Source organism: Serratia sp. FGI94 (assembly GCF_000330865.1).
Classification (GTDB): domain Bacteria; phylum Pseudomonadota; class Gammaproteobacteria; order Enterobacterales; family Enterobacteriaceae; genus Serratia_B; species Serratia_B rubidaea.
On sequence record NC_020064.1, the window covers coordinates 1,522,366 to 1,547,513 of the forward strand.

Annotated in this window: 22 protein-coding genes; 11 read left to right on the forward strand and 11 right to left on the reverse strand. The window is 61.6% G+C overall.

Annotated elements, in window-relative coordinates:
- The first annotated feature begins 6 nt into the window (after positions 1 to 6).
- Positions 7 to 912: a glutathione ABC transporter permease GsiD gene (gene gsiD, locus D781_RS07025; protein WP_015671617.1), complete on the forward strand. Its 906-nt coding sequence runs from the start codon at positions 7 to 9 to the stop codon at positions 910 to 912.
- A 45-nt stretch (positions 913 to 957) separates the two neighbouring features.
- Here the strand turns inward: gsiD and fghA are convergent, their stop codons facing one another.
- The 3 genes from fghA to D781_RS07040 are packed head-to-tail and all read right to left on the reverse strand — an operon-like array spanning position 958 to position 3,868.
- Entirely contained in the window at positions 958 to 1,800 is an 843-nt protein-coding gene (gene fghA / locus D781_RS07030) for an S-formylglutathione hydrolase (protein WP_015671618.1), read from the reverse strand.
- Between the two features lie 18 nt (positions 1,801 to 1,818).
- Positions 1,819 to 2,946, reverse strand: a complete 1,128-nt coding sequence (locus tag D781_RS07035) for an S-(hydroxymethyl)glutathione dehydrogenase/class III alcohol dehydrogenase (RefSeq protein WP_015671619.1) — start codon at positions 2,944 to 2,946, stop codon at positions 1,819 to 1,821.
- 31 nt (positions 2,947 to 2,977) lie between these two features.
- A complete protein-coding gene (locus tag D781_RS07040; protein ID WP_015671620.1) occupies positions 2,978 to 3,868 on the reverse strand; it encodes a LysR family transcriptional regulator in 891 nt (296 codons plus the stop codon).
- 105 nt (positions 3,869 to 3,973) lie between these two features.
- Here D781_RS07040 and D781_RS07045 point away from each other — a divergent pair, with 105 nt between their 5' ends.
- The 7 genes from D781_RS07045 to yeiB all read left to right on the forward strand — a co-directional run bounded on the left by D781_RS07045 (position 3,974) and on the right by yeiB (position 12,615).
- Complete coding sequence (locus D781_RS07045; RefSeq protein WP_015671621.1) at positions 3,974 to 5,131, forward strand: YbfB/YjiJ family MFS transporter; 1,158 nt, start codon at positions 3,974 to 3,976, stop codon at positions 5,129 to 5,131.
- A 348-nt stretch (positions 5,132 to 5,479) separates the two neighbouring features.
- Positions 5,480 to 6,142 (forward strand): GTP cyclohydrolase I FolE, encoded by a 663-nt coding sequence (folE, locus tag D781_RS07050; protein ID WP_015671622.1) that lies wholly within the window; start codon positions 5,480 to 5,482, stop codon positions 6,140 to 6,142.
- Positions 6,143 to 6,380: 238 nt separating this feature from the next.
- Entirely contained in the window at positions 6,381 to 7,421 is a 1,041-nt protein-coding gene (locus D781_RS07055; RefSeq protein WP_015671623.1) for a TAXI family TRAP transporter solute-binding subunit, read from the forward strand.
- On the forward strand, positions 7,418 to 9,373 hold the full coding sequence (locus D781_RS07060) for a TRAP transporter permease (protein WP_015671624.1): 1,956 nt from the start codon (positions 7,418 to 7,420) through the stop codon (positions 9,371 to 9,373). Before D781_RS07055 ends, D781_RS07060 begins: the two co-directional genes overlap by 4 nt.
- Before the next feature lie 15 nt (positions 9,374 to 9,388).
- Positions 9,389 to 10,105 carry an FCD domain-containing protein gene (locus tag D781_RS07065; RefSeq protein ID WP_015671625.1) on the forward strand — a complete coding sequence of 239 codons (717 nt, stop codon included), beginning with the start codon at positions 9,389 to 9,391 and terminating at the stop codon, positions 10,103 to 10,105.
- Positions 10,106 to 10,107: 2 nt separating this feature from the next.
- The gene (gene lhgO / locus D781_RS07070; protein WP_015671626.1) at positions 10,108 to 11,298 is read left to right on the forward strand and encodes an L-2-hydroxyglutarate oxidase; all 1,191 of its coding nucleotides are present in this window, start codon (positions 10,108 to 10,110) and stop codon (positions 11,296 to 11,298) included.
- 135 nt (positions 11,299 to 11,433) lie between these two features.
- Positions 11,434 to 12,615: a DUF418 domain-containing protein YeiB gene (gene yeiB, locus D781_RS07075; RefSeq protein ID WP_015671627.1), complete on the forward strand. Its 1,182-nt coding sequence runs from the start codon at positions 11,434 to 11,436 to the stop codon at positions 12,613 to 12,615.
- Between the two features lie 40 nt (positions 12,616 to 12,655).
- Here yeiB and sanA read toward each other — a convergent pair whose 3' ends face one another.
- The 7 genes from sanA to metG form a co-directional block, all read right to left on the reverse strand.
- On the reverse strand, positions 12,656 to 13,399 hold the full coding sequence (sanA, locus tag D781_RS07080) for an outer membrane permeability protein SanA (RefSeq protein ID WP_015671628.1): 744 nt from the start codon (positions 13,397 to 13,399) through the stop codon (positions 12,656 to 12,658).
- Positions 13,400 to 13,570: 171 nt separating this feature from the next.
- Positions 13,571 to 15,268 carry an NAD-dependent malic enzyme gene (locus D781_RS07090; protein ID WP_015671629.1) on the reverse strand — a complete coding sequence of 566 codons (1,698 nt, stop codon included), beginning with the start codon at positions 15,266 to 15,268 and terminating at the stop codon, positions 13,571 to 13,573.
- A gap of 219 nt (positions 15,269 to 15,487) precedes the next feature.
- A complete protein-coding gene (gene cdd / locus D781_RS07095) occupies positions 15,488 to 16,372 on the reverse strand; it encodes a cytidine deaminase (RefSeq protein WP_015671630.1) in 885 nt (294 codons plus the stop codon).
- A 133-nt stretch (positions 16,373 to 16,505) separates the two neighbouring features.
- On the reverse strand, positions 16,506 to 17,201 hold the full coding sequence (locus D781_RS07100) for a CidB/LrgB family autolysis modulator (protein WP_015671631.1): 696 nt from the start codon (positions 17,199 to 17,201) through the stop codon (positions 16,506 to 16,508).
- Positions 17,201 to 17,608 (reverse strand): CidA/LrgA family protein, encoded by a 408-nt coding sequence (locus D781_RS07105; protein ID WP_015671632.1) that lies wholly within the window; start codon positions 17,606 to 17,608, stop codon positions 17,201 to 17,203. Before D781_RS07105 ends, D781_RS07100 begins: the two co-directional genes overlap by 1 nt.
- 111 nt (positions 17,609 to 17,719) lie before the next feature.
- Positions 17,720 to 18,955 (reverse strand): MFS transporter, encoded by a 1,236-nt coding sequence (locus D781_RS07110; protein WP_015671633.1) that lies wholly within the window; start codon positions 18,953 to 18,955, stop codon positions 17,720 to 17,722.
- A gap of 206 nt (positions 18,956 to 19,161) precedes the next feature.
- Positions 19,162 to 21,195 (reverse strand): methionine--tRNA ligase, encoded by a 2,034-nt coding sequence (gene metG, locus D781_RS07115; RefSeq protein WP_015671634.1) that lies wholly within the window; start codon positions 21,193 to 21,195, stop codon positions 19,162 to 19,164.
- A gap of 177 nt (positions 21,196 to 21,372) precedes the next feature.
- Here metG and apbC point away from each other — a divergent pair, with 177 nt between their 5' ends.
- Entirely contained in the window at positions 21,373 to 22,485 is a 1,113-nt protein-coding gene (apbC, locus tag D781_RS07120) for an iron-sulfur cluster carrier protein ApbC (protein ID WP_015671635.1), read from the forward strand.
- 434 nt (positions 22,486 to 22,919) lie between these two features.
- Here the strand turns inward: apbC and D781_RS07125 are convergent, their stop codons facing one another.
- Positions 22,920 to 23,504, reverse strand: coding sequence for a phosphatase PAP2 family protein (locus D781_RS07125; RefSeq protein WP_233494130.1), 585 nt, complete (start codon positions 23,502 to 23,504; stop codon positions 22,920 to 22,922).
- A 270-nt stretch (positions 23,505 to 23,774) separates the two neighbouring features.
- Here D781_RS07125 and udk point away from each other — a divergent pair, with 270 nt between their 5' ends.
- Both udk and dcd read left to right on the forward strand, forming a co-directional pair.
- Positions 23,775 to 24,416 carry a uridine kinase gene (gene udk / locus D781_RS07130; RefSeq protein ID WP_015671637.1) on the forward strand — a complete coding sequence of 214 codons (642 nt, stop codon included), beginning with the start codon at positions 23,775 to 23,777 and terminating at the stop codon, positions 24,414 to 24,416.
- A gap of 126 nt (positions 24,417 to 24,542) precedes the next feature.
- Positions 24,543 to 25,124 (forward strand): dCTP deaminase, encoded by a 582-nt coding sequence (gene dcd, locus D781_RS07135; RefSeq protein ID WP_015671638.1) that lies wholly within the window; start codon positions 24,543 to 24,545, stop codon positions 25,122 to 25,124.
- Positions 25,125 to 25,148: the final 24 nt, after the last annotated feature.

The window sequence follows — 25,148 nt, forward strand, 5'->3', positions numbered from 1 at the left end:
GACGGCATGATTAACTGGCGACGCAACGCCGCGCTCAAGGCGATGCCGCGGCTTGAGCCGCACGCGGTGCGCACTCCCTGGCACGAGTTCTGGCGCCGCTTCCGCCGGCAGCGCGTGGCGCTGATCGCCGGCGCGTTTGTGCTGCTGTTGGTGGCGGCGGCGCTGTTTGCGCCCTGGCTGGCGCCTTACGACGCCGAAAACTATTTCGACTACGACCGGCTGAACGAAGGGCCGTCGCTGGTGCACTGGCTGGGCGTGGATTCGCTGGGGCGCGATATCTTCAGCCGGGTGCTGATCGGCACCCGCATCTCGCTGGCCGCCGGCGTGTTTTCCGTGCTGGTCGGCGGCGCGATCGGCACCCTGCTGGGGCTGCTGGCCGGCTATTACGAAGGCTGGTGGGACCGCATCGTGATGCGCATCAGCGACGTGCTGTTCGCCTTTCCGGGCATTTTGCTGGCGATCGGCGTGGTGGCGGTGATGGGCAGCGGCATGACCAACGTGATCGTGGCGGTGGCGATTTTCAGCATACCGGCGTTTGCCCGGCTGGTGCGCGGCAATACGCTGGTGCTGAAGCGGCTGACCTATATCGAATCGGCGCGCAGCATCGGCGCCTCCGACTGGACCATCCTGCTGCGGCATATTCTGCCCGGCACCCTCTCGTCGATCGTGGTCTATTTCACCATGCGTATCGGCACTTCCATCATTACCGCCGCCAGCCTGTCGTTTCTCGGGCTGGGGGCGCAGCCGCCGACGCCGGAATGGGGCGCAATGCTGAACGAAGCGCGCGCCGATATGGTGATTGCGCCGCACGTGGCGATCTTCCCCAGCCTGGCGATTTTCCTGACCGTGCTGGCGTTTAATCTGTTGGGAGACGGACTGCGCGACGCGCTGGATCCGAAGCTGAAAGGGTAACGCGGCGGGTAAAGCGCCGCCCCGGACGGGGCGGCGGCCGGCGCATCAGCGGAACAGGTGTTCCGCGTGAAAGCGCAGGTGGTCTTCGATAAAGGTGGCGATGGTGAAGTAGCTGTGGTCGTAGCCCGGCTGGATGCGCAGCGTCAGCGGCCAGTCGCGCTGGCGCGCCAGTTCGGCCAGCTTGGCCGGCTGCAGCTGATCCGCCAGGAACTGATCGTCATCCCCCTGATCGACCAGCACCGGCAGTTTTTCCGCACCGCTTGCCAGCAGATGGCAGCTGTCGTACTGCAGCCACTGACTTTCGTCGTCGCCCAGATAGGCGCGGAAGGCGCGACGCCCCCACGGCACCTGGCAAGGGTTGACGATCGGCGCAAACGCCGAGGCGGAGCGGTAGCGCTGCGGGTTGCGCAGCGCCATGATCAGCGCGCCGTGGCCGCCCATGGAGTGGCCGAAGATCGACTGGCGATCGCTGATGCTGAAGTGTTGACGGATCAGCGCCGGCAGCTCCTCGCTGATGTAGTCGTACATGCGGAAGTGCCGATCCCACGGCGCCTGGGTGGCGTTGAGATAAAATCCGGCGCCCTGACCGAGATCGTAGCCCTCGTCGTCCGGCACGTCGTCGCCGCGCGGGCTGGTGTCAGCCATCACCAGCACCAGCCCCAGCTCGGCGGCGATGCGCTGCGCGCCGGCTTTCAGGGTGAAGTTCTCATCGTTGCAGGTCAGCCCCGACAGCCAGTACAGCACCGGCGGCGGGTTGTCATCACGCGGCGGCGGCAGGTAGATGCTGAACGTCATCGGGCAGTCCACAGTCTGCGCCGCATGACGGTAGCGTTGCTGCCAGCCGCCGAACATTCGGTGTTCCTCAAGCAGTTCAAGTGACGTCGTCATAATCATTCGCCTCCCTGCTCAGCGTTTGTCGAAATGCACCACGGTGCGGATCGATTTGCCTTCGTGCATCAGATCGAACGCCTCGTTAATCTGCTCCAGCGGCATGGTGTGGGTGATAAAGTCGTTCAGCGCAAATTCGCCGTCCAGGTAGCGTTGCACGATGCCCGGCAGCTGCGAACGGCCTTTGACGCCGCCGAACGCCGAGCCGCGCCAGACGCGCCCGGTCACCAGCTGGAAGGGACGGGTGGCGATCTCTTCACCGGCGCCGGCCACGCCGATAATCACCGACTCGCCCCAGCCCTTGTGGCAGCACTCCAGCGCGGAGCGCATCACGTTGACGTTGCCGATGCACTCGAAGGAGAAGTCCACGCCGCCGTCGGTCAGCTCGACGATCACTTCCTGAATCGGCTTGTCATAATCCTGCGGGTTGATCAGGTCGGTAGCGCCCAGTTTGCGCGCCAGATCGAATTTGCTGGTGTTGATATCGATGCCGATAATGCGGCCGGCGCCGGCCATCTGCGCGCCGATAATCGCCGACAGGCCGATGCCGCCGAGGCCGAAAATGGCGACGGTATCGCCCGGCTGGACTTTGGCGGTGTTCATCACCGCGCCCATGCCGGTGGTGACGCCGCAGCCCAGCAGGCACACTTCTTCCAGCGGCGCTTCTTTGCTGATTTTCGCCAACGAGATTTCCGGCACCACGGTGTATTCGGAGAAGGTGGAGGTGCCCATATAGTGGAAGATAGGCTGGCCGTCCTTGAAGAAGCGGGTGGTGCCGTCCGGCATCAGGCCTTTGCCCTGGGTGGTGCGGATCGCCTGGCACAGGTTGGTTTTGCCGGATTTACAGAACTTGCACTCGCCGCATTCCGGCGTGTACAGCGGGATCACATGATCGCCCACGGCGACGCTGGTGACGCCTTCGCCGACCGCTTCCACCACGCCGCCGCCCTCATGGCCGAGGATCGCCGGGAACACGCCTTCCGGATCTTTACCGGACAGCGTGTAGGCGTCGGTATGGCAGACGCCGCTGGCGACGATCCGCACCAGCACTTCGCCTTTCTGCGGCGGCATCAGATCGACTTCTTCGATCTTCAGCGGTTGGTTGGGGCCCCAGGCTACGGCCGCGCGGGTTTTGATCATCTCCATCATTGTCTCCTCAGTGATCTCAGGTTAAGGGTTAGGCAGGTTCATGTTGTGTTTGCGGCGTTTCAGCCAGTTCAATAATCAGTTGTTTCAGTGCGCGCACGTTGGGGCTGAAGGCATCGCGCCGCCACAGCAACCAGGTGGCGGTGTCGGCGATATCGTCGGGCAGCGTGTGGATCTTCACCCGCTCATGGCCCGGCAGCAGGTTGAGCACCGAATGCGGGATCATCGCCAGCCCGGCGCCGCTGGCGACGCAGGCCAGCATCGCGTGGTAGGACTGAATCTCCATTATCGGGCCGGGCTGTGCGCCGTCGCGCTTGTACCAGGCCTCCAGCCGCAGCCGGTAGGAGCAGCTGGGACGAAAGGCGAACAGCGTCTCTCCCCGCGCGTCCTGCGCGCTGTGAATATCGGCATGATCGAGGCTGGAAATCACCACCATGTGTTCGGCGAAGGCGACGCAGCCGTTCAGTTCGTCATGCTGCAGCGGGCCGTCCACCAGCGCCGCCGCCAGGGTGCCGGCGCGCACGCGCTCGGTAATCTCCCCGGAGGTGCCGGTCAGCAGCGACAGGGAAACCTGGGGATAGCGCTGGTGGTAGGCGGCCAGCAGGGCGGGCAGGCGGGTGGCGGCGGTGCTCTCCATCGAACCGAGGGCAAAGGTGCCCGCCGGCTCGCCGGCGTGGGTGATGCTCATCGCCTCCTCGCTCAGCGCCAGAATGCGGTTGGCGTAACACAGGAAGTTGTGTCCCATCGGCGACAGCCGCAGGCGCTGTTTCTCACGGATAAACAGATCGGCGCCCAGCTCCTGTTCAAGCTGACGCAGGCGGGTGGTCAGGTTCGACGGTACCCGGTGCAGCAGTTCGGCCGCGCGGGCGACGGAGCCGGTTTCGGCGACGCTGCAAAACATACGAAGCTGGGTCAGATCCATACCGTTCTCTTTTCGTAAGCAACTTTGTGATGATTATTCAGTTTTTGTGAGTGTAATGCGGCGGCATGATAGTGGCAACTCTCTTTTCACTATCGGGATAACGATATGGCACTCAAAACAGCCCTAAGCGGTTTTATCGCTTTAATTGTAGCAATGGGAATCGGCCGCTTCGCGTTTACGCCGCAGGTGCCGCTGATGATTGCCGAACATCAGTTCACGCTGACCAGCGCCGGACTGGTGGCGGCGCTGAACTACCTCGGTTACCTGTGCGGCGCCTATGACGCGATGCGCGCCAGCCGTCACGTGGAGCGCCGCCTGTGGCTCGGCGTATGGGGCGCGGTAGCGCTGACGCTGCTGTCGGCGTGGGCGGACGGCGCGCTGTGGCACGGCGTGCTGCGCTTTATGATCGGTTGGGCCAGCGGCTGGGCGATGGTGCTGGTGGCGGCCTGGACCAACGAACGTCTGGTGCACTACGGCCGGCCGGCGCTGAGCGCGGCGGTGTTTGCCGGTCCCGGCGCCGGGATTTTTATCAGCGGCATGCTGGCGGTGGCCATTCACAGCCTGGCGCTGAGCGCGGCGCAGGCCTGGCTGCTGTACGGCGCGGCGGCGCTGGTGCTGGTCGGCGCTATCAGCCTCAGCCTGCCGCGGGCGGGGGAGCTGCAGCGCGGTGAAGCGTCGGCGGAACCGCTGCGGCTGACGCCGGCGCTGAAGCGGCTGGTGTGGAGCTACAGCCTGGCGGGCTTCGGCTATATTCTGCCGGCGACCTTTCTGTCGCAGATGGCCGCCGAGCGCTTTCCCGGCAGCCTGTTCGCCCAGTTTGTCTGGCCGATTTTCGGCGGCGCGGCGGTGCTGGGGATCGGCATCGGCATCCTGACCCGCCATCGGCTGACCACCCAGACCCGGCTGGCGCTGACGCTGTGGGTGCAGGCGCTGGGCGTGCTGTGCGCCGAAGCGCTGCCGGGCGTCAGCGGGCTGCTGCTGGGGGCGCTGTTTACCGGCGGCGGTTTTCTCAGCGTGGTGCAGCTGTCCATTCAGCACGGCCGTGAGCTGGCGCCGAACCACGCCCGCTATATGGCCGGCTTGCTGACTACCGGCTATGCCGTCGGTCAGCTGGCCGGGCCGGTGCTGTCCGCGCTGTCCACCGCGCTGACCCACCGTCTGGAGCCGGCGCTGTTTGTGGCGACGCTGGCTTTGCTGGTGGCCGGGCTGCTGGTGTTCAAGATCCCCGCACGCGCCGTACGACGCCAGCTGGCAGGGGAATAAGCCGGACGGTTCAGACGTCTGCGGACGGGGTGATGCGGATTTTTCATCGCTGGTTGAAACACAATCACTGGATAAACGTCTCACTCTCATCTACAGTGGGGCAAAATCTTGATCGGGTTCACGCTCTATTCTCCCTCCTTTCAAGTTGCCGGCGCGTTGGCTGCGCTTCTTATTCCCCGTCGCCTGGCGCGCCAGGCGGCTGAGGAAAGTTTGTTTGCCAGCCGTCAGCATCCCGGAGCCTGGCGGAAAGAGGCCCTGCTGAACCCTTGCAGTTATAAAGAGAGTAGCTCTGAACGTTGGGCGGCCGGGCGGCCGCGCGCGCAAGGGCCACCTGCTGGAGACACATAAATGACGACACTCAGTAAAGAAGCGGCTCTGGTTCATGCAGCGCTGGAGGCTCGCGGCCTGGAAACCCCGCTGCGTGGTGAAATGTTGGATCGCGAAACGCGTAAACGGCGTATTCAGGAGCACATGACGGAAATCATGCAGCTGCTGAACCTCGATCTGAGCGATGACAGCCTGGCGGAAACGCCGCACCGCATCGCCAAGATGTATGTCGATGAGATCTTTTCCGGTCTGGATTACGCCAATTTCCCGAAGATCACCGTGATTGAAAACAAAATGAAGGTGGATGAAATGGTGACGGTGCGCGACATCACCCTGACCAGCACCTGCGAACACCATTTCGTCACCATCGACGGGAAGGCCACCGTGGCCTATATCCCGAAAGACGGGGTGATCGGGCTGTCCAAAATCAACCGTATCGTCCAGTTCTTTGCCCAGCGTCCGCAGGTGCAGGAGCGTCTGACCCAGCAGATCCTGATCGCGCTGCAAACGCTGCTCGGCACCAACAACGTGGCGGTATCGATTGACGCGGTGCACTACTGCGTCAAGGCGCGCGGCATTCGCGACGCCACCAGCGCCACCACCACCACCTCGCTGGGCGGGCTGTTCAAGTCCAGTCAGAACACGCGGCAGGAGTTCCTGCGCGCGGTGCGTCACCACCAGTAACACACGGTAAACCGGCGCGCTCGTTCTGAGGGCGCCGGTCGTTTTTCCCCGCTTTTTCCCGCACTTTCTATCCCGCTGCCGCTCTTCTAGCTGCGTCACATTCCTGTCGACGAGGCGCCCGTTTTTTGCTCACTCCGATCACAAATCCGTCAATGGCGGTTAGCTAAACGAATTTGTCATGTTGTATACAAGTTTGCGTAAATGTTTTCTATTTGTTTCAAAACATCAGGTGAGTCGAATGAAAAATAGAAAAATCAAACTGTTGCTGTTCACCGCCGCGGCGGTTGCCGTGGCGGCACTGGCGGTCGTCGGCAAAATAGAGAATGAAAACAAGACGTTCCTGTCCGTGGCGACCGCCTCAACCGGGGGAACCTATTACCCGATGGGCGTCGGCCTGGCCAATGTCTGGAGCACCCGGCTGAAACAGGATGGCATTCAGGTGACCGGACAGTCTTCCGCCGGCTCGATCGAAAATATCGATCTGCTGCAGAAGGACGAAGCCCAGCTGGCCATTCTGCAGAGCCTGCTGGCGGTGGAGGCCTATCAGGGGGTAGGCAACTTCGCCGGACGCGCCTACGGCGATCTGCGCGCTATCTCCATGCTGTGGCCCAACGTCGAGCATTTTGTGATGCTGGAAAGCAAGGTGAAGGACGGCACGCTGAACGATATCGCCGGCAGCCGTTTTTCGGTCGGGCCGCAGGCCAGCGGTACGGAGCAGTCGACGCTGGTGATCCTGCGCGGCGTCAATATGAGCAAGAAAAACATTTCGCCGGAATACCTGGGCTATGGTGACACCGTCTCGGCGATGCGCGACGGTCGGCTCGACGGCGGCGCGCTGCCCGCCGGGGTGCCGGCCGCCGCGGTGACCGATATGTACGCCAGCGGCGTGCCCTCGCGCATCCTGGAGGTGACCGATGAGCAGCTGGCCAGCATTAACGCCGTCGCCAACGCCTGGTTCCGCTTTGTGATTGAGGCGGACACCTACCCGCGGCAGAGCAAGGCGGTGGCGACCATTGCCCAGCCTAATATTCTGGTCGCCACGCGCGGTATCGATGACCAGATCGTCTATGACCTGACCAAGGCGATGTTTGAGAACCTGCCGGAAGTGCATCAGGTGCACAGCGCGGCCAAAAATATCTCGCTGGAAAATGCCCTGAAAGGGGTGTCCGTGCCCCTGCATCTGGGGGCGTACCGTTATTTCCGCGAAGCCGGGGTTGATGTCCCCGCTGAGCTGATCCCACCAGAAGCGCGCGCCGATCGCGCTACGGAGGCGCTATGAATACCACGCCCTTAACGCCGCAGCCGGACACCTCGCTGGATAAAGAGGCGGGCGCCGGCAGCCGTCCGCTGGCCGGGCGCTACGCGCTGTGCGCCACCGTGCTGGCGATCGCGATCTCACTGTATGCGGTGTACTCCAACGCGTTGGCCAATACCCAGGAGTTTTATCGCAACACCACCTTCCTGACCGGGATTCTGCTGCTGGGCTTTATTTTGTTCCCGTTCTCCAAAAAGCACGCGACGGCCAAATTTAACCGCTGGGACTACCTGTTTATTGCGCTGACGCTGGTCAGCTACGGCTATTTCTATTTTAACTACCTCGATCTGCACGTGGTGCGCAAAAGCCTGCCCAATACCACCGACTATCTGATGGCGGCGCTGGGCATCGGCGTGCTGTTTGAGGCCGCGCGCCGCACCACCGGCCTGTTTATTCCCAGCCTGGCGACGTTCGCCATTATCTATGCGCTGTTCGGCCAGTATTTTATGGGCATTTTCGGCCACAGCGGCTTTTCGGTCGAACGCCTGCTGTACCGGCTGTTTATGACCAGTGAAGGCATTTTCGGCATCACCCTGTCGACCGCCGCTACGGCGATCGCGGTGTTTATTCTGTTCGGTGCATTTCTCAGCGTCAGCGGCGCGACGCAGTTGTTTAACGATCTGGCGCTGGCGATGGCCGGACGTCGCCGCGGCGGCCCGGCGCAGGTGGCGGTGATCTCTTCGGCGCTGACCGGCTCGCTGAGCGGCAGCGCGGTGGCTAACGTCGCCACCACCGGCACCTTTACCATTCCGTTGATGAAAAGCATCGGTTTGTCGCCTAAGTTTGCCGGCGCGGTCGAGGCCACGGCGTCCACCGGCGGCATGATCATGCCGCCGATTATGGGCGCGGCGGCGTTTATCATGGCCGGTTTCCTTGGTATTTCTTACACCACCATCGTCATTGCCGCCATCGTGCCGGCGCTGCTGTACTACGCGGCGCTGATTATCGCTATCGATCTGGAGGCCAAAAAGCAGGGGTTGAAGGGCATCAGCAAGGAGAATATCCCGCAGGTCAAGGCGGTGCTGAAGGCGCGCGGGCTGCTGCTGTTGCCGCTGTTTATCGTTATTGGCGCTCTGCTGCTGGGTAAAACGCCGATTTACGCCGGCTTTCTGGGGATTGTCGCCATCATCGTCGCCAGTTGGCTGACGCCGGACAGCGCGGTGCGCATGACGCCGCGGAAAATCGCCGAGGCGCTGAATGAGGCGGCCCGCGGCTCGATTCAGGTGACGATCGCCTGCGCGGCGATCGGGGTGATTATCTGCGTGGTGACCATGACCGGCATCGGCTCGACGCTGGCGTTTAATATCGTGTCGATGACCGACAATACGCTGTGGATGATCCTGTTGGTGGTGATGCTGGTGTGCATCGTGTTGAGCATGGGGCTGCCTTCCACCGCGCTGTATATCGTGGTGGCGGTGACGGTGTCGCCGATTCTGATCAAGGCCGGCGTGATGCCGCTGGCGGCGCACTTCTTTGTGTTCTGGTTTGGCGCGCTGTCCAATATCACGCCGCCGGTGGCGCTGGCCAGCTACACCGCCGCCAGCATTGCCCGCGCCGACCCGATGCAAACCTCGTGGGAAGCGGTGCGGCTGGCGCTGCCCGGTTTTATCATCCCGTTTATTCTGGTGTACAACCCGATGCTGCTGATGCAGGGGGAGGCGGTGAACGTGCTGTCGGTGATCCATATGGTGGCCACCGCGCTGGTGGGCATCTATGCGCTCTCCATTGCCAGCGCCAACTTCTGGCTGATGAAGGCCCACTGGCTGGAGCGCGTACTGTTCACCTGCGCCGCCATTTTGCTGATTAAGCCGGGAATGATGACCGATCTGGGCGGGCTGGCGCTGATTATTACCGCCGGCACGATACACCTGCTGCGCTTCAGACAGCGCGCGGCCGCGCCGGGGGAGTCGGCATGAAAAACGGGGAGGCCCATGATCAATAAAGTCACCCGGCGGAAAGCGTCGCACCAGGTACTGGCGCAGCTGAAGGCGGGCATTCATGACGGCACCTACCCGGTGGGGGATAAGCTGCCGTCGGAAAATGAGCTGGCCGACGCCTTTGGCGTCAGCCGCGCGCCGGTGCGTGAGGCGCTGGGGATCCTGGAGGTCGGCGGCATTATCTCTTCGCGTCAGGGAGGCGGCCACCGGGTTGAGCAGCATTCGCTGCTCAGCAAGTATGAGCCGCTGGTGATGGAGGTCGCCAGCCGCAGCGAGGTGGAATCGCTGCTGGAAATGCGCGAGGTGATGGAGCAGCAGGCGGCAAGCATGGCCGCGCAGCGGCGCAGCGAGCAGGAGCTGCAACAGATCGAACAGGCGTTTCTGGCCTTTCGCCACACCACGCTGCACGACGGGCAGATTGGCCATCAGCAGGATTACCTGTTTCACCGCGCCATTATGCAGGCTTCGCACAATCCGTTTTTTGTACAAATCCTCGACAATATGCATGAGCTGTATCTCGGCGTGCTGGTGTATTCGCTCAGCCGCAACCTGGGGCGCGCCGACGAGCGCCAGCGGGTGGTCGATGAACATGAGCGGGTGTGGCTGGCAATCAAGGCCGGCGATGCGGCGGCGGCGGCCGGCAGTATGCAGCATCACCTGAGTAACGTGCGCGGCAAGCTGCGTAGGCTGGAACAAGAAGGAAAAGCATAACCATGTATGACGTGATCATTATCGGCAGCGGGCTGGTGGGGCTGGGCGTCGCCAACGCGCTGCAGGAACATAATCCGCGCCTGAAGCTGCTGATCGTGGATAAAGAGCCCGGCCCGGCGGCGCATCAGAGCGGCCATAACAGCAACGTGGTGCACTCCGGCATCTACTATCAGCCCGGCAGCCTGAAGGCGCGCCTGGCGAAGCAGGGCAATCAGAGCATGTTTGCCTTCTGCCGCCAGCATGAGCTGTATCACGACCGCTGCGGCAAAGTGATTGTCGCCACCCAGCTGCAGGAGCTGGAACTGTTGGAGAATATCTACCGGCGCGGCCTGGAGAACGGCCTGGCGGTGCGCCGCCTGTCGGCCGCCGAGCTGCGGGAGCGGGAACCCCACGTCAACGGACTGGAGGCGCTGCTGGTGCCGGACGCCGGCATCGTCAACTATGCGCAGGTGGCCGCCAAGCTGGCGGAAATTGTTCAACAGCGCGGCGGCGAGATTCACTTCGGCCGGCAGGTGGTGGGGATTGCCGAGCACGGCGACGGCGTTGAGGTGCAGACGCCGGGGCAGAACTATCAGGGCAAATGGCTGGTCAACTGCGCGGGGCTGTTCAGCGACCGCATTGCCAAACTGGCGGGGTATGACACCGGCATGAAAATCGTGCCGTTCCGCGGCGAATATTTTGTGCTGAACAGTGAAAAGAACTATCTGGTTAATCACCTGATTTATCCGGTGCCGAACCCGGACTTCCCCTTCCTCGGCGTGCACTTTACCCGCATGTACAACGGCAAGCGGGATGTGGGGCCGAATGCGGTGCTGGCGTTCAAGCGCGAAGGCTACCGCAAGTGCGACGTCAGCCTGCGCGATCTGGGCGAGGTGCTGAGCTACCGCGGCTTTTGGAAGATTGCCGGCCGCTATATGGGCGAGGGGCTGGCGGAGGTGCGGCGTTCGCTGTCGCGCCGCCGGTTTACGGAAAACGCCCGCCGGCTGATCCCGGCGCTGCAGGAAGCGGATATTCAGCCCGGCCCCGCCGGCGTGCGGGCGCAGGCGCTGACGGCTGACGGCAAACTGGTGGACGATTTCCACTTCGTGACCGGCCGCCGTTCGCTGCACGTGTGCAATGCGCCTTCCCCGGCGGCGACCGCCTCGCTGGAAATTGGCCGCGACATCGTGCGCCAACATCTTGCCCACCTGTAATCATCCGCAGCGCCAGCGAAAGGATGGTATCTACGCTATTTTTAATGCTTAATATAACGCCCGGCTTCCATCGGGAGCGGGGCGGGTGTTGCGCCTGCGGGCGTATTTTATTGGATTGAATAACAGCGGTATCTCATGAACCCTCCTGCATCGGCGCCGCTGCCGCGTATTGCCACTCTGGACTGCGCGCGCGGCATCGCCATTCTCGGTATTCTGCTGATGAATATCAGCGCCTTTGGGCTGCCGAAAGCGGCGTATCTTAACCCGGCCTATCAGGGCCAGCCGTCATTGTCCGACGCCTGGGCCTGGGCGCTGCTGGATCTGTTCACCCAGGCCAAGTTTCTGGCGATGTTTGCGCTGCTGTTCGGCGCCGGGCTGCAGCTGCTGCTGCACCGCGGCAAAGGCTGGATCCGCGCGCGCCTGAGCTGGCTGGTGCTGTTCGGGCTGGGGCACGGCATCTTTTTATGGGACGGCGATATTCTGCTGGCGTACGGCCTGATCGGCCTGGTGTGCTGGCGCATGATCCGCGAAGCGAAAGACACCTTTACCCTGCTGAAAACCGGTGCGGTGCTGTATGGGATCGGCGTTACGCTGTTGCTGCTGCTTAGTTTTGCCACCGATGGCACGCCGGGCAGCTTCTGGCTGCCCGGCCCGGCGGATCTGCAGTATGAACAGCTGTGGAAACTGCAGGGCGGGCTGGAAGCCTGGCGCAACCGGGTGGACCTGCTCTCATCCAGCCTGCTGGCGATTGGCGCGCAGTACGGCTGGGAGCTGGCGGGGCTGATGCTGTTCGGCGCCGGCCTGATGCGCAGCGGCTGGCTGCGCGGCCACTTTGCGCCGGCGTATTACCGGCGGCAGGCGGCCTGGCTGATCCCGCTGTCGCTGCTGATCCAGCTGCCGGCGGTGGCGCTGCAGTGGCATCTGCAGTGGGACTACCGCTGGAGCGGCTTTTTGCTGCAGGTGCCGCGCGAGCTGGGCGCGCCGCTGCAGGCGATGGGCTATCTGGCGCTGTGTTACGGCTTCTGGGGGCGGCTGGCACGCTGGCCGCTGGGGCGCTGGCTGACGCAGGTCGGCCGTATGGCGCTCAGTAACTATCTGCTGCAAACGCTGATTTGCACCACGCTGTTCTACCGCTTTGGCCTCTATCAGCAGCTTGACCGCTGGCAGCTGGTGGCGATAGTGCCGCTGGTGTGGCTGGCGAACCTGCTGTTCTCACAGCTGTGGCTGCGCTATTTCGAACAGGGGCCGGCAGAGTGGCTGTGGCGTCGGCTGACCGCGCTCGGCGCCGGCGAGGGAGAGCGCCATCTGCGGCGCTGAGTAAGGAAAGCAGCGCGGCCGGCAGATACCGGCCGCGGGCTTATTTGGCCTGCGCCTTTTGCCTTTCCGCCGCCAGCTTTTGTTCCAATTCCACCAGCTGTTCCGGCGATACCGCCGGATAGCCCTGGGCATCCTCCGGCACTTTATGCATGGCGGAAATCGGGATCAGCGGCCCGAGGAAGCGCGGCTCGCGCTTGAGGATGTACAGATCGTTCAGCGCGCCGAGACGGGCGAAGATTTCACGCACGCGCACCGACAGCATATTTTTGGGCGAAGGCACGGCGAAGCACTGCGCCTGGATGCCCATATGCAGGGCGATAAACAGCGCCCGCTCGCAGTGGAAGCGCTGGGTGATAATAATAAAGTCGTTGGCGTCGAACACCTTGCGCGTCCGCACGATGGAGTCCAGCGTACGGAAACCGGCGTAGTCCAGCACGATATCGCTCGGCGCCACGCCGGCGGCGATCAGATCGCGGCGCATGGTCATCGGCTCATTGTAGCTCTGCAGCGCGTTGTCGCCGCTCAGCAGCAGATACTTCACCTTACCGCTGTTGTAGGCGTTAATCGCCCCCTGCATGCGGTAGCGGTAATACTGATTAATCACCCCGGTGCGGTAATATTTGGCGGTGCCGAGCACCACGCCGACCTGGCGATCCGGCAGCTGCTGCACCTCTTCGTAGATATAAGGTGCGGTTTTCCAGCTGATCCAGCGATCGAGCGCGATAGCCGTTAACATCAGCGCCGTGGCGATGATGAACAGGCTAATTATCAGGCGTTTCCACATGTTTTGGCCTTACGCGCATAAATCTGAAAAAAGGTGGATTAAGGCTACTTTACCTGACTATCTGACGCAAGCGGTCGACCTGCGGATGGGGCCCCTGCAGGGCACTTTTTGTTGGTGCGGAGATCGGATGAGGAAAAACCGGCCAGACGATGCTGGCCGGCGGGAGAAGCATCAGAACGAGGTGCGTTTGTAGCTACGGTACTGCGGACGCCAGAAGTTGTGCTCAATCGCTTTGGACAGCGCTTCTTCTGAGGTGACGACCGCCACGCCCTGCAGCTGCGCGGCCTTGCCGACTTCCATCGCGATGCATTTCGACACGCCCTGAATATCGTCGATATCCGGCAGCAGTGCGCCGTAGCCGTCGGTCGCCAGCGGCGAACAGTCGGCCAGCGCGCGGCTGGCGGCCATCAGCATCGCGTCGGTAACGCGCGACGCGCCGGAGGCCAGCACGCCGAGGCCAATGCCCGGGAAGATATACGAGTTGTTGCACTGGGCGATCGGGTACTGGCGATCGCGGTGGTTGACCGGCGCAAACGGGCTGCCGGTCGCCACCAGCGCGGCGCCGTCGGTCCAGTTGATGATATCTTCCGGGCGCGCCTCAACGCGTGAGGTCGGGTTGGACAGCGGCATCACGATCGGCCGCGGGCAGTGCTGATGCATTTCGCGGATCAGCTCTTCGGTGAACAGCCCCGGCTGGCCGGAAACGCCGATCAGAATGCTTGGCTTGGCGTTGCGCACCACGTCCATCAGCGAGATGGCGTCGTTGCTCACGTTCCAGTGCGTCAGCGTCTCGCTCTTTTGCACCAGTTTGCTCTGGAAGTCGAGCAGGTTCGGCAGTTTGTCGGTCAGCAGGCCAAAGCGGTCGACCATAAACACGCGCGCCCGCGCTTCGTCTTCACTCAGGCCTTCCGACTTCATCTGGGCGATAATCTGCTCGGCGATGCCGCAGCCGGCGGAACCCGCGCCGAGGAAGGTGACGGTCTGGTCGCGCAGGCGGCAGCCGGCGGCGCGGCTGGCGGCGATCAGGCTGCCGAGCGTGACCGCCGCGGTGCCCTGGATGTCGTCGTTGAAGCAGCAGATTTCGTCGCGGTAGCGGTTCAGCAGCGGGGTGGCGTTATTCTGCGCGAAGTCCTCGAACTGCAGCAGCACGTTCGGCCAGCGGCGTTTGACCGCCTGGATAAACGCCTCGACGAACTCATGGTACTCATCGCCGGAAATACGCGGATGACGCCAGCCCATATACAGCGGGTCGTTCAGGCGTTGCGGGTTGTTGGTGCCGACATCCAGCACCACCGGCAGCGTATAGGCCGGGCTGATGCCGCCGCAGGCGGTGTACAGCGACAGTTTACCGATCGGAATGCCCATGCCGCCGATGCCCTGATCGCCGAGGCCGAGGATACGCTCGCCGTCGGTGACGACGATCACCTTCACGTTCTGCTTGGTGGCGTTCTGCAGCATGTCGTCGATGCGGTCGCGGTTCGGGTAGGAGATAAACAGCCCGCGCGCACGGCGGTAGATATCGGAGAAGTGTTCGCAGGCCTCGCCGACCGTCGGCGTGTAGATGATGGGCATCATTTCGCTCAGGTGCGAGTCCAGCAGGCGGTAGAACAGCGTTTCGTTGGTGTCCTGGATGTTGCGCAGGTAGATATGTTTGTCGTTGTCGTTTTTGAAATCTTGATACTGGCGGTAAGCGCGCTCGACCTGTTCTTCGATGGTTTCTACCGCTTCGGGCAGCAGGCCGTGCAGGTTGAAGTGGCTGCGTTCTTCTTCGGTGAAGGCGCTGCCTTTGTTAAGTAACGGAAATTCCAACAGAATCGGGCCGGCGTAAGGGATGTACAGCGGGCGTTTGCTTTCGTATTCAAGTTCCATCAGTTCACTCTTAGACGTGTCAGATTGTTTTTATCACCGCAGATCCTAAAAGATACGGGAAATATGTACAGTAATTGTTATCGGATCATGAGGGAAGTTGCGCTAATTATCGACGATCAAAGACTTTTTTAACTAAAAAAAGTGTTTTCAGACGTAAATGGCATTGTATTCGCCGGGCAGGGCTGTTATTCGCGGAGCCGGACGGCCCCGCGCTGGGGATCAGAAGGTGAGGTGCTGCAGCGTCCGGCAGCCGAGTGCGGCCAGCAGGGCGCGGGTGGCGTCATGCTGGCTGAGGACGGCGCTTTGCGGCTCCGCCAGCACCGCGCGGCGGATGTGCCGACAGTCGCCGCCGGACATATTCAGCAGGATCAGCGCGGCCTGCAGCGGCGGCAGGCTGGGGTTGAAGGCGGCATTTTCCGCGTAGCGACCGGCGTAGATCTTGCCGTCGCTCGTTTCCAGCGCTACGCCGCTGTGGGCCTGGCTGTAGGGCGCGTGGCTGCGGTTGGCGGCGTCGAGCGCGGCGATCGCCAGCGCGTCGTCCAGCGCCAGCCGGTGGCCGTGGTCCGCCGGGTCCATCAGCAGGGTGTGAATAGCCAGATCGCGCGGGCCGAAGGCGTCCGGCAGATAGTGGCCGAGCGTGGCGGCCGGGCGGCCCGGTAGCTGGATGCGCAGATCGCCGGCGCTGTTCAGCTCATTCATAAACTGGCGGCAGTGGCCGCACGGGGTGTAATTGACGGTGACGGCGGCCAGCGCCGCTTCGCCGCGCAGCCAGGCGTGGGTGACGACGCACTGTTCGGCGTGCACCGTCTGCTGCATCGGCGCGCCGCTGAACTCCATATTGGCGCCGAAATAGAGGTTGCCGCTGACGCTGCGGGCGATGGCGCCGACGTTGAACTGAGAAATCGGGGTTAACGAGCAGGCCGCGGCCAGCGGCAGCAGGGCAAACGCCAGCGCATCATCGTCCAGCCCGCAGCGCTGCTTGATTGCTTCAACCTGCTCGGCGCTGAACATGGCCGGGAAATCAGCTGCGTCCAGATAAGGCTGCAGGGCGGATTGCAATGTGTCGGGCAGGGTGCTGAATGCGGTGTGAAAACGCGGATGCATAGAACGTCTCTCCAGTGTTAACGGGAGGACATTCTAGGCAGCCTTTAGCGGATAAAATGTGATTTATATCTACTTATTGATGAAATTAATGTAATTGGTGGCGATATTGCGCGATATATCGCAAGTTTTAGCCTCAGGCGAACAGGTGCAACAGCACCGGGAATAAAAACGGCGCCAGCAGCGAGGTGATAATGCCGCAGATCACCAGCGCCAGCGAACCGAAAGCGCCTTCCTGGTAATCCAGCTCCACGCAGCGGGCGGTGCCCAGCGCGTGCGAGGCGCTGCCCATCGCCAGGCCGCGGGCGGATTTGGTGGTGATCTTCAGCGCGTTGAACAGCGTATGGCCGAGCACGGCGCCGAGGATGCCGACAAAAATCACGCACACCGCGCTGATGGCCGGGATGCCGCCGAGCGATTCCGCCACCGCCATGGCGATCGGCGTGGTGACCGATTTGGGCAGGATGGATGCGGCAATCTCCGGCGTGGCGCCCATCCACAGGGCGATGGCGCCGCCGCTGATCATCGCGGCGAGGCTGCCGATAAAGCACACCGCGATAATTGATTTCCAGCGGGCGCGGATTTGGTGCAGCTGCTCATACAGCGGAAACGCCAGCGCGACTACCGCAGGCTGCAGCAAATCGTTGAGGATTTTGCTGCCCTGAAAGTAGTCCTTATAGGGAATGCCGGTCAGCAGCAGCAGCGGAATGATCACCGCCATAGAGACCAGCAGCGGATTGAGCAGCGGCATGTTCAGTTTCTGCGCCAGCTTGCGCGCGGCGAAAAACACCAGCAGGGTTAACGGCAGCGACCACCAGATGGTATGCAACATTATTTATCCCCCTCGGCGTCGTTCTGCTTGCCGACCAGCGGCCGTTCGCGATGAAAATAGTGGGATGAGTAACCCACGGCCACCAAGACGATCAGGGTGCTGGCGGCGCAGGCGACCACCAGCGGCGCCAGATGGTCGAAAATCTCCCGGTAGTACTGCATTACCCCGACGCCGATGGGCACAAACAGCAGCACCATATAGCGGATGAGCAGGTTGCAGCCGGGACGCACCCAGGCGGCCGGCAGCAGCTGCAGGGCCAGCAGGGCGAACAGCAGCAGCATGCCGAGAATGCTGCCGGGAATGGCGATCGGCAGCAGGGCGGAGACCGCGTTGCCGATCAGCAGGCACAGGTAAATCAAAGCGAATGCTCTAAGGTATTGCCAACATGATGTGAGCATCTTGTTCATAAGCCTTCCTGTTTAACGGATGCATTCATCATACAATTAAACCGTGATCTGCGCCACATAACCAATCATGAAAAATCGTTATCCCAGCCATGCCTATCCTGGCTGTTGACGTTACGAGTTAAGTGTAGATGACGCCTGTTCGGCCAACGGCTCCGTCGGCTGGCGCTGCGCCAGCCGGTGCCCGAGGAAAAAGAACAGCAGGCTGAACAGCGCCGCGGCGATCAGCATGGCGAACATCAGCGGCGGCGCGGCGTAGCTGAGCAGCAAGCCGCACAGCACCGGGTTAGCGGCGCCGCCGAGGTTACTGAGGTTCTGCATGCCGTAGTAGCTGCCCTTCAGATGCGCCGGCGCAATAAAGTCGATAAACATGTATTCCACCGGGATCACGATGATTTCGCCCAGGGTGAAAACCGCCATCGCCGGCGCCCACAGCCACAGCGACTGTCCGGCCAGCGCGAAGCCCAGCAGGCCGAGCACGAAGAACAGCGTGCCGAACGCCAGCCAGCGCAGCATATTGTCCTGCCGCATTCCGCGGCTCAGCAGATATTGCAGCGCAATCACCATGCAGGCGTTAACCAGCATCACCAGCCCGATGACCCGGTAGGCGAATTCCGCGTTGGTGGCGATAATCAGATACTGCGACAGGTAACCGGTGAACTGACCAAAGACCACCGCGCCCAGCGTACTGCCGAGGGTAAAGAAAATCAGCCGCCGGTCGCGGCGCAGAATGCCGAACGTCTGGCGGAAGCTGGCGGGCAGGGGGGCGGATACGCCTGCCGCTGCCGGCGGCGACGGCGAGCGGCGCAGGCGGAAATGCAGCACGATCACCACCAGCAGCGTCAGGCCGCCGGACAGATAAAACGGCAGCAGAACCCCGAAGCCGGCCACCCAGACGCCGAGCGAGGAGCCGATCGCCCAGCCGACGTTGATCAGCGTGTAGTTCATGGAGAAGGCGCGGGTGCGCTGCGCAACCGGCAGCCATTCGGCAAAGCAGGCCTTGATGGTGATGCTCAGCACCGAGTAGGTGGTATGCAGTACCGCCAGCAGCGCCACCATGCCGCCCGGGCGCGCGATCGACGGCATCAGGAAGAAGCTCAGCCCGTACAGCACAATGGCGGCGACCATCAGCGTATTTTTGCTGAACTTATCCACCAGATAGCCGCCGTACAGGCTGGTGATGATGCCGATACTCAGGCTGCAGCCGAGGATCACGCCAACGCCGGTGGGCAGCAGACGGAAGTGTTCGCTAAGGTAAATGGCGATAAACGGCAGCGTGATGCCGCGGCCGATGGTCAGCACCAGCGAGGTAGCCAGCAGCGTGTTGATTAGCGGTGGGAATCCCTTCATAACATCACCCGTGGATGCTCGGTCATTAAATCAGAGTTGATAACATAGCCTATTGGCGGCGGGCGGCGGTACGGAAAGTGCGAAACAGCGGTAATTTCCGCCGCAGGGGAGAATGACAGGATTAACCACTGATGTTGGCGGCGTTGCGCCGCGTGACGACCATAAAAAAGGGCCGAGCTGGCTCGACCCTTGTTGTGTTGACGGCGTTACTTCACCTGCATGCCCGGCTGTGCGCCACTGTCCGGGCTCAGCAGGAAGATTTCCTTCCCGCCCGGGCCGGCGGCCATCACCATGCCTTCGGAGATGCCGAAGCGCATTTTGCGCGGCGCCAGGTTGGCGACCATGATCGTCAGACGCCCTTCCAGCAGCTTCGGATCCGGATAAGCAGAACGGATGCCGGAGAAGATCTGACGGTTTTCGCCGCCCAGATCCAGCTGCAGCTTCAGCAGTTTGTCCGAGCCTTCAACGAAGTCGGCGCTTTTGATCAGCGCAATGCGCATATCCACTTTGGCGAAGTCGTCAAAGGTGATGGTGTCCTGGATCGGATCGTCCGCCAGCGGACCGGTGACTGCCGGCGCCTGGCTGGCGATCAGATCTTCTTTGGACGCGTTGACCATGTCGTTGACCTTGTCGAGATCGATGCGGTTGAACAGCGCCTTAAAGGCGTTGACCTGATGACCCAACAGCGGCTGCTGAATGCTGTCCCAGCTCAGTTCGCCGTTCAGGAACTCTTCGGCGCGCTGCGCCAGCGACGGCAGTACCGGCTTCAGGTAGGTCATCAGCACGCGGAACAGGTTGATGCCCATTGAGCAGATAGCCTGCAGATCGGCGTCGCGACCCTCTTCCTTCGCCACCACCCACGGCGCCTGCTCGTCCACATAGCGGTTGGCCAGATCCGCCAGCGCCATGATTTCACGCACGGCGCGGCTGAATTCGCGGCTGGCGTAGGCGTCGGCGATGCTGTCGGCCGCATCGGTAAAGGTCTGATACAGCGCCGGATCCGCCAGCTGGTCCGCCAGACGGCCGTCGAAACGTTTCTTGATAAAGCCGGCGTTGCGCGACGCCAGGTTGACCACCTTGTTGACGATATCGGCGTTGACGCGCTGCACGAAATCTTCCAGGTTGAGGTCGATGTCGTCGATGCGCGACGACAGCTTGGCGGCGTAGTAATAGCGCAGGCAGTCGGCGTCCAGATGCTTCAGGTAGGTGCCGGCCTTGATAAAGGTGCCGCGCGATTTGGACATCTTGGCGCCGTTAACCGTCACATAGCCGTGAACGAACAGGTTGGTCGGCTTGCGGAAGTTGCTGCCTTCCAGCATCGCCGGCCAGAACAGGCTGTGGAAATAGACGATGTCTTTACCGATAAAGTGATACAGCTCGGTGGTGGAGTCCTTGCGCCAGAACTCGTCGAAGTCCAGGTCGCCACGCTTGTCGCACAGGTTCTTGAAGGAGCCCATGTAGCCGATCGGCGCGTCCAGCCAGACGTAGAAGTATTTGCCCGGCGCGTCGGGAATTTCGAAGCCGAAATAGGGCGCGTCGCGGGAGATGTCCCACTGGTGCAGGCCGGAGTCGAACCACTCCTGCATTTTGTTCGCCACCTGCTCCTGCAGCGCGCCGGAGCGCGTCCACGCCTGCAGCATTTCGCTGAAGGACGGCAGGTCGAAGAAGAAGTGCTCGGAGTCGCGCATGACCGGCGTGGCGCCGGATACCGCGGACTTCGGATCGATAAGCTCGGTCGGGCTGTAGGTGGCGCCGCACACTTCGCAGTTATCACCGTACTGATCCGGTGATTTACACTTCGGACAGGTGCCTTTCACAAAGCGGTCCGGCAGGAACATGCCTTTCTCCGGATCGTACAGCTGAGAAATCGTCCGGTTCTTGATAAAGCCGTTCTCTTTCAGGCGACGGTAAATCAGGCTGGACAGCTCGCGGTTTTCTTCGCTGTGCGTCGAGTGGTAGTTGTCGTAGCTGATGTTGAAACCGGCGAAATCCTGCTGATGCTCCTGGCTCATTTCGGCAATCATGTCTTCCGGCGAGACGCCCAACTGCTGTGCTTTCAGCATGATTGGCGTGCCGTGCGCGTCGTCCGCGCAGATGAAATGAACTTCGTTGCCGCGCATTCGTTGGTAACGAACCCAGATATCCGCCTGGATGTGCTCGAGCATGTGGCCGAGATGGATGGAACCATTTGCGTACGGTAGCGCGCACGTCACCAATAATTTTTTCGCGACTTGAGCCATAGTAAGAACTTGCTTTCTGTATTGAGTAAAAAGGGCCTTCGATGTTAACCGATCGCACGCCTCGCGGCTAGGGCTATACCGCGATGGCGACGTTGTGGTGCGAGTCAGCGTCGGTTAGTTCTGGTATGCTTGTCGTTGAAGCTATTCACTTGCATTTATTTCAATCGAGGAGCCGGGATGAACGCTAAATCCCCTGAGCAGACCAACCCCGAAGTTCTGCGCGCCCTGGTGACCGGTGTACTGGCCGCCTTTGAACACCCGACGTTAAAAAGTAACCTGACGGCGCTGAAAGCCATCCACCACTGCGCGCTGCTGGACAACGTGCTGCATATCGAACTCGCCATGCCGTTCGCCTGGAACAGCGGTTTTGCGGCGCTGCAGGACAGCGTGAGCGCGGAGCTGCTGCGCGTGACCGGCGCACAGGCCATCGACTGGAAGCTGAAACATGATATCGCCACGCTGAAGCGCGCCAATGCGCAGGCCGGCGTCAAAGGCGTGCGTAATATTATCGCCGTCAGCTCCGGTAAGGGCGGGGTGGGGAAATCCAGCACCGCGGTCAACCTGGCGTTGGCATTGGCGGCGGAAGGCGCCAAGGTCGGCATCCTCGATGCGGATATTTATGGCCCGTCGATCCCCAATATGCTGGGCACGGAACATGAGCGTCCGACCTCGCCGGACGGTCAGCATATGGCGCCGATTATGGCGCACGGCCTGGCGACCAACTCCATCGGCTATCTGGTGACCGATGATAACGCCATGGTCTGGCGCGGCCCGATGGCCAGCAAGGCGCTGATGCAGCTGCTGCAGGATACGCTGTGGCCGGATCTGGATTATCTGGTGCTGGATATGCCGCCGGGCACCGGCGACATTCAGCTGACGCTGTCGCAAAACATCCCGGTTACCGGCGCGCTGGTGGTCACCACCCCGCAGGATATCGCGCTGCTGGATGCGGCGAAGGGCATCGTGATGTTTGAAAAAGTCCAGGTGCCGGTATTGGGCATTGTGGAAAACATGAGCATGCATATCTGCAGCAACTGCGGGCATCATGAGCCGATCTTCGGCACCGGCGGGGCGGAGAAGCTGGTACAGAAATATAACAGTCGCCTGCTGGGGCAGATGCCGCTGCATATTTCGCTGCGTGAAGATCTGGACCGCGGCCAGCCGACGGTGGTGAGCCGTCCGGACAGCGAATTTGCCGAAATGTACCGCCAACTGGCGGGACGCGTGGCGGCGCAGATGTACTGGCAGGGTGAAGCGATCCCGACGGAGATCGCGTTCCGCGCGGTGTGAGTGCGGATTGTCGACAGCAAAGAGCCGGCTCGTTGGTGACTGCGGGCCGTATTAACTGTTATCTGTAAATTTTGTACCGGTTTTCGGTCGTTAACGGTGCGGGAATATATGCCGCTCTGGCGACACGACCGAGTCAGGGGCCGAAGGCGCGGCCCCTGACCACCCGCGCCCTCGCCAGGCCAGGCGGTTGGCTGCGCCAACTGCCCTCACTCATTCTCGTCGCATCACGGCCGGCTGCGACAAGCATCCCTGCTTGTCTCGCCTAAAACCGCCGTCCATGGCGGTTTTGCCTATGCGCCGTTCCTTCGTTCGGCGCCTTCCATGGCGGTCACCGCCGTGCACGCCTTGACCATGTCATTGCCTGTGAATCATTAACGCCCAACGCCTTGTTTAAGTCGGCTGACATTTATGAACGCATTGGTTCTCGTGTCTAATTATTTCAGTAATTTGTGCAGATCCGCACGGGTATAAGGGCGTTCCCGGTCCGCCAGGGTTACCGCGATTTTTTCCAGCAGGCTCTGCGTCGGCGCCGGCTGGCGGTGGCCCATCAATAGGACCGGCAGCGCCAGCAGAATCAGGGTTTTGGCCACGCCGAGCCGCGGCGGGCTGCTGCGGCGCTGCAGCAGCAGGAACAGCGTGCTGGCGGAGAGCCCCAGCGCCAGGCCGGCGATGACTTCAGACGTGGAGTGGGCGTGAATAACCAGCCGCGACCAGCCGATGGCGAGCGGCAGCAGATAACCGATCAGCACGGCGGTGCGCCGCAGCAGCGGACGGCAGCGGGCGCAAATCAGCCACAGAAATGCCGGCCAGATGCTGGCGGAGAGCGCCGAGTGGCCGCTGAAACCGGTAAAGTCGTACTCGGCGCTGCCGATGCCCCAGCCGATAAAGGCCAGCTTGGAGGCGCAGACAATCGCGCCGACGCTGCCGAAGAGAAAGCCCCACTGCCAGCCGGCGCGGCGCGTCGCGGCCGAAGAGAGCAGGACGAGGAACAGAATCAAAGCGGTAGGCAGCAGCAGCATGCTGTCACCGAAAAAGGTCAGAAAATGCCAATCCAACGGGGAACTCTCCATTTATTCACTTATCCCGCGAATCGGAATAATGCGTTTGGCCCGAGAGTTTACTCTGCGTGACGGCGTAGCCCAACCGACAAAGTTCCTAAATACGGCTGAAAAAACACGGCATTTCGCCGCCGCAGGGCCACAATAGAGTGGCGCGGCGGGCGCTTACTCCCTATAATTGTCGCGTTTTATGTCCCCCCTAACACACTACGAATTCAGGTCTTTAATTTTATGACTGACAAGCCGCATCAGTGCGTCATTATTGGTATAGCTGGCGCATCTGCCTCCGGGAAAAGCCTTATCGCCAGTACGTTGTATCGTGAACTCCGCGAACAGGTCGGCGATGAACACATCGGCGTGATCCCTGAAGACAGTTATTACAAAGACCAAACCCATCTGACCATGGAAGAACGGGTCAAAACCAATTACGACCACCCGAGCGCCATGGACCACAGCCTGCTGTTCCAGCACCTGCAAATGCTGAAGGCGGGCAAGCCGATAGAACTGCCGCTGTATAGTTACACCGAGCACACGCGTAAAACCGAAACGGTGCATCTGGAGCCGAAGAAGGTGATTATCCTGGAAGGGATCCTGCTGTTGACCGACCCGCGTCTGCGCCAGGAAATGAACTTCTCCATCTTTGTCGACACGCCGCTGGATATCTGTCTGATGCGCCGCATGAAGCGCGACGTCAATGAGCGCGGGCGTTCCATGGATTCCGTGATGGCGCAGTATCAGAAAACCGTACGCCCGATGTTCCTGCAGTTTATTGAACCTTCCAAACAGTATGCCGACATTATCGTGCCGCGCGGTGGTAAAAACCGCATTGCCATCGATATTCTGAAAGCCAAAATCAGTCAGTTTTTTGAATAATTCGCCGCCGGGCCTGAAGCGTGGTTTTCTGGTCCGGCGTCAACTATTTACGTCCTGACGTAGACCTTTCGTTCTTTGTATGGCAATTTTTGTTGTTTACGCGTCTTCTTGATGGAGAGAATAGAGATGAGACTGTGCGACCGCGATATCGAAGCCTGGCTGGATAGCGGAAAACTGGCCATTACGCCGCGACCGCCGATTGAGCGCATTAGCGGGGCCACAGTGGATGTCCGTTTGGGCAACCAGTTCCGCGTATTCCGCGGTCATACCGCCGCCTTTATCGATCTGAGCGGGCCGAAGGATGAGGTCAGCGCGGCGCTGGACCGCGTGATGAGCGATGAAATCGTCTTGCCGGAAGGGGAAGCGTTCTTCCTGCATCCCGGCGAGCTGGCGCTGGCGGTGACGCTGGAGTCGGTGACGCTGCCGAATGATTTGGTCGGCTGGCTGGACGGCCGCTCTTCGCTGGCGCGTCTGGGGCTGATGGTGCACGTGACCGCGCACCGTATCGATCCCGGCTGGCACGGGCGCATCGTCCTGGAGTTCTATAATTCAGGTAAGCTGCCGCTGGCGCTGCGCCCGGGCATGCTGATCGGCGCGCTGAGTTTCGAACCGCTCTCCGGACCTGCCGCCCGGCCTTATCACAGTCGCGAAGATGCAAAATACAAAGATCAGCAGGGCGCCGTAGCCAGCCGCATCGACAAGGACTAACGGCGCGCGGACGCCGTGCTGACA

Coding starts and splice junctions, on each gene's coding strand:
- fghA (WP_015671618.1), bottom strand. CDS start 1,800: ATGACGACGTCACTTGAACTGCTTGAGGAACACCGAATGTTCGGCGGC.
- D781_RS07125 (WP_233494130.1), bottom strand. CDS start 23,504: ATGCTGCTGCTGCCTACCGCTTTGATTCTGTTCCTCGTCCTGCTCTCT.
- D781_RS07045 (WP_015671621.1), top strand. CDS start 3,974: ATGGCACTCAAAACAGCCCTAAGCGGTTTTATCGCTTTAATTGTAGCA.
- D781_RS07035 (WP_015671619.1), bottom strand. CDS start 2,946: ATGGAGATGATCAAAACCCGCGCGGCCGTAGCCTGGGGCCCCAACCAA.
- D781_RS07090 (WP_015671629.1), bottom strand. CDS start 15,268: ATGGAACTTGAATACGAAAGCAAACGCCCGCTGTACATCCCTTACGCC.
- gsiD (WP_015671617.1), top strand. CDS start 7: ATGATTAACTGGCGACGCAACGCCGCGCTCAAGGCGATGCCGCGGCTT.
- D781_RS07100 (WP_015671631.1), bottom strand. CDS start 17,201: ATGTTGCATACCATCTGGTGGTCGCTGCCGTTAACCCTGCTGGTGTTT.
- lhgO (WP_015671626.1), top strand. CDS start 10,108: ATGTATGACGTGATCATTATCGGCAGCGGGCTGGTGGGGCTGGGCGTC.
- apbC (WP_015671635.1), top strand. CDS start 21,373: ATGAACGCTAAATCCCCTGAGCAGACCAACCCCGAAGTTCTGCGCGCC.
- D781_RS07110 (WP_015671633.1), bottom strand. CDS start 18,955: ATGAAGGGATTCCCACCGCTAATCAACACGCTGCTGGCTACCTCGCTG.
- D781_RS07060 (WP_015671624.1), top strand. CDS start 7,418: ATGAATACCACGCCCTTAACGCCGCAGCCGGACACCTCGCTGGATAAA.
- metG (WP_015671634.1), bottom strand. CDS start 21,195: ATGGCTCAAGTCGCGAAAAAATTATTGGTGACGTGCGCGCTACCGTAC.
- D781_RS07105 (WP_015671632.1), bottom strand. CDS start 17,608: ATGAACAAGATGCTCACATCATGTTGGCAATACCTTAGAGCATTCGCT.
- cdd (WP_015671630.1), bottom strand. CDS start 16,372: ATGCATCCGCGTTTTCACACCGCATTCAGCACCCTGCCCGACACATTG.
- D781_RS07065 (WP_015671625.1), top strand. CDS start 9,389: ATGATCAATAAAGTCACCCGGCGGAAAGCGTCGCACCAGGTACTGGCG.
- dcd (WP_015671638.1), top strand. CDS start 24,543: ATGAGACTGTGCGACCGCGATATCGAAGCCTGGCTGGATAGCGGAAAA.
- D781_RS07055 (WP_015671623.1), top strand. CDS start 6,381: ATGAAAAATAGAAAAATCAAACTGTTGCTGTTCACCGCCGCGGCGGTT.
- sanA (WP_015671628.1), bottom strand. CDS start 13,399: ATGTGGAAACGCCTGATAATTAGCCTGTTCATCATCGCCACGGCGCTG.
- yeiB (WP_015671627.1), top strand. CDS start 11,434: ATGAACCCTCCTGCATCGGCGCCGCTGCCGCGTATTGCCACTCTGGAC.
- D781_RS07040 (WP_015671620.1), bottom strand. CDS start 3,868: ATGGATCTGACCCAGCTTCGTATGTTTTGCAGCGTCGCCGAAACCGGC.
- folE (WP_015671622.1), top strand. CDS start 5,480: ATGACGACACTCAGTAAAGAAGCGGCTCTGGTTCATGCAGCGCTGGAG.
- udk (WP_015671637.1), top strand. CDS start 23,775: ATGACTGACAAGCCGCATCAGTGCGTCATTATTGGTATAGCTGGCGCA.